Consider the following 2,127-nt stretch of genomic DNA (forward strand, 5'->3'; position numbering starts at 1 on the left):
AAAATTGAACAGAGTTTATGAATTTGGCAATAAAAGATTGGAACTGATACAAAGATTAGAAGTTGGGGAGCTTGATAAAGAGACCTTTATCCTTGAAAATTACAGATTGATCGGAAGTTATACACCACAGAATTTCAATGTAAATTCAGTGGAAGAAGGCGTGGTTAAGTATCATTACTTTAACACAAAGGCAAAAAAATTGATGTTAGAGGCAGATGAACTTGAATTTAGAGATCCAAGAACATCAGAACGATTGAAGAATAATGCCTATGATTTCTATGTAAAAAAAGATAAAATTACATTAGCAATGCTTGAACAAGTTAATTTTCAAGAGGTCTCGGCTTATTTTATCAACATGAATTCCAAATATTTAGAAGGCGCCATTTATGAAATTTATTTTAAGCAACATGATAAGGTAATCCTACATTCAAAAGATCGAAGAATATTATATAAATTAAAGTGTGCAGGGTGCTTTGACGAAAATCCGAGAGATTCTGTAATCGGAGATTATGTCAATACGAAAATTTAAGGATACATTTGAATTCTAAAAAACAAAGGCTTACAAATTATGATTTTATAATTTGTAAGCCTTATTTGTTGTATTTGTTTATTTGTTATAACAAGATTTAAATTTTGAATTCGTTTACATATGACTTAAGCGTTTCGCTATTGTTCTTAACCGTTTCTACTTCATTGGTAACACGATCTGAAACGACGACGATATCGTTGATGTTTTCAGCAACCTCTGTAACACCTCGAGCACTTTCGCCCACTGTGATGGCGATATTGCTAATGGCTTCAGTTACCTCACTAACAGAAACCTTCATGGTTTCCATGGTCATAACAAGATCGTTGAACATGGTATTGAGTTCATTTGCATCTTTGTTGTACTGGTCACCTAGGTTTAGAAGCTGATCGTAATCCTTAAGGACTTTTGATTCAATGAAGTTAATTAACTGGTTGGCGTTGTTAGCAAGTTCGTTTACTGATGTGATTACGCCACCCGTTACATTTTGAATTTCGTTTGCTGAGGATTGACTTGTTACAGCAAGTTTTCTAATTTCATCAGCCACAACACTGAAACCTTTACCGGCTTCACCAGCACGGGCTGCTTCAATCGCAGCATTTAAAGCTAGGAGGTTAGTTTGCTCAGCTATGCCTAAAATTGAATTTGATAACAAATTGATTTTTTCAACTTCTTTAGACTTCTGAATAGAAGTGGAAAGAATATTTTTTGATTCTTCATATAAAGCAACTGCATCGGCACGAGCTTTTTTAGAACTTGTTTTAACATCTTCGGAACGCACTCTGATTTCGCCCGCAAAGCTCATACCGCTGTGTGCTTTGTCGACGACATTTGAAATCATTGAGTCAATGGTTTGAGTTGTGGCATCAATTTCCTCTGTTGAAGCACTTGTCTCTTGCATACTTGCAGATAATTGCTCGACACTTGCAGAGATGTTTTCGATGTTGTCGTTAAGGCGTTTAACTTGGCCTGTAACTTCAACAGCCAGCGTCTCAAGACCGTCTGCATTGTGGTCAATGTCAGTAATCATGCTATGGATTTTCTGAGAAAAACCATTGAATGCGCGTGCAAGTATTTGGAACTCGTCATTTGCTTTTAAGAAGATTTGCTTGGTCAAGTCGTTGTTATCAGTTGCACCAATAAGTTCTGTGGTTAACTGCTTAAGTGGCTTAGTAATTGATCTATAAATGACAATAGAAGATAACAAGGATACAATGACGCCAAATATGAGGGCAAAATTTGCAGTTGCTCTTGTTGTTTGACTAATTGAACGTACGATGCCATCTTGTTCTTCAACGATTTCTGAACTTCTGATCTTGATGGTATCAACTATTCGGATCAGGGTTTGATTTTGGAAATTCAAGGTGCTGTCAGTTGCAAATAGGCGTTTGTTGCTATTGGTATAATCATTAAGATTTTGGGTAACCTTTTGTATCGTAGACGAATCGCCAAGATCATCAAGCTTATTGACGATTGAAAGCATATTGGTTTGGACTTTTTTAGTGTCACCCGTTAACTGGAAAAGTGTGTCCTTATTACCAGTTAAAATATAGTCTTTTTCAAGAATTCTGAGTTTATTAATGGCCAATTCAGTCTTAATG

General features: G+C 35.8%; 2 protein-coding genes. One reads left to right on the forward strand and one right to left on the reverse strand.

Features of this window, described 5'->3' with window-relative positions; genetic code table 11:
- Positions 1-529: DUF6648 family protein (locus AC220I_RS21625; protein WP_486725944.1), on the forward strand; the 529-nt coding region annotated here is incomplete at its 5' end.
- 97 nt (positions 530-626) lie between these two features.
- Here AC220I_RS21625 and AC220I_RS21630 read toward each other — a convergent pair.
- On the reverse strand, positions 627-2,127 hold a 1,501-nt coding region (locus AC220I_RS21630; protein WP_486725945.1), incomplete at its 5' end, for a methyl-accepting chemotaxis protein.

The organism is Fusibacter sp. (assembly GCF_057447755.1).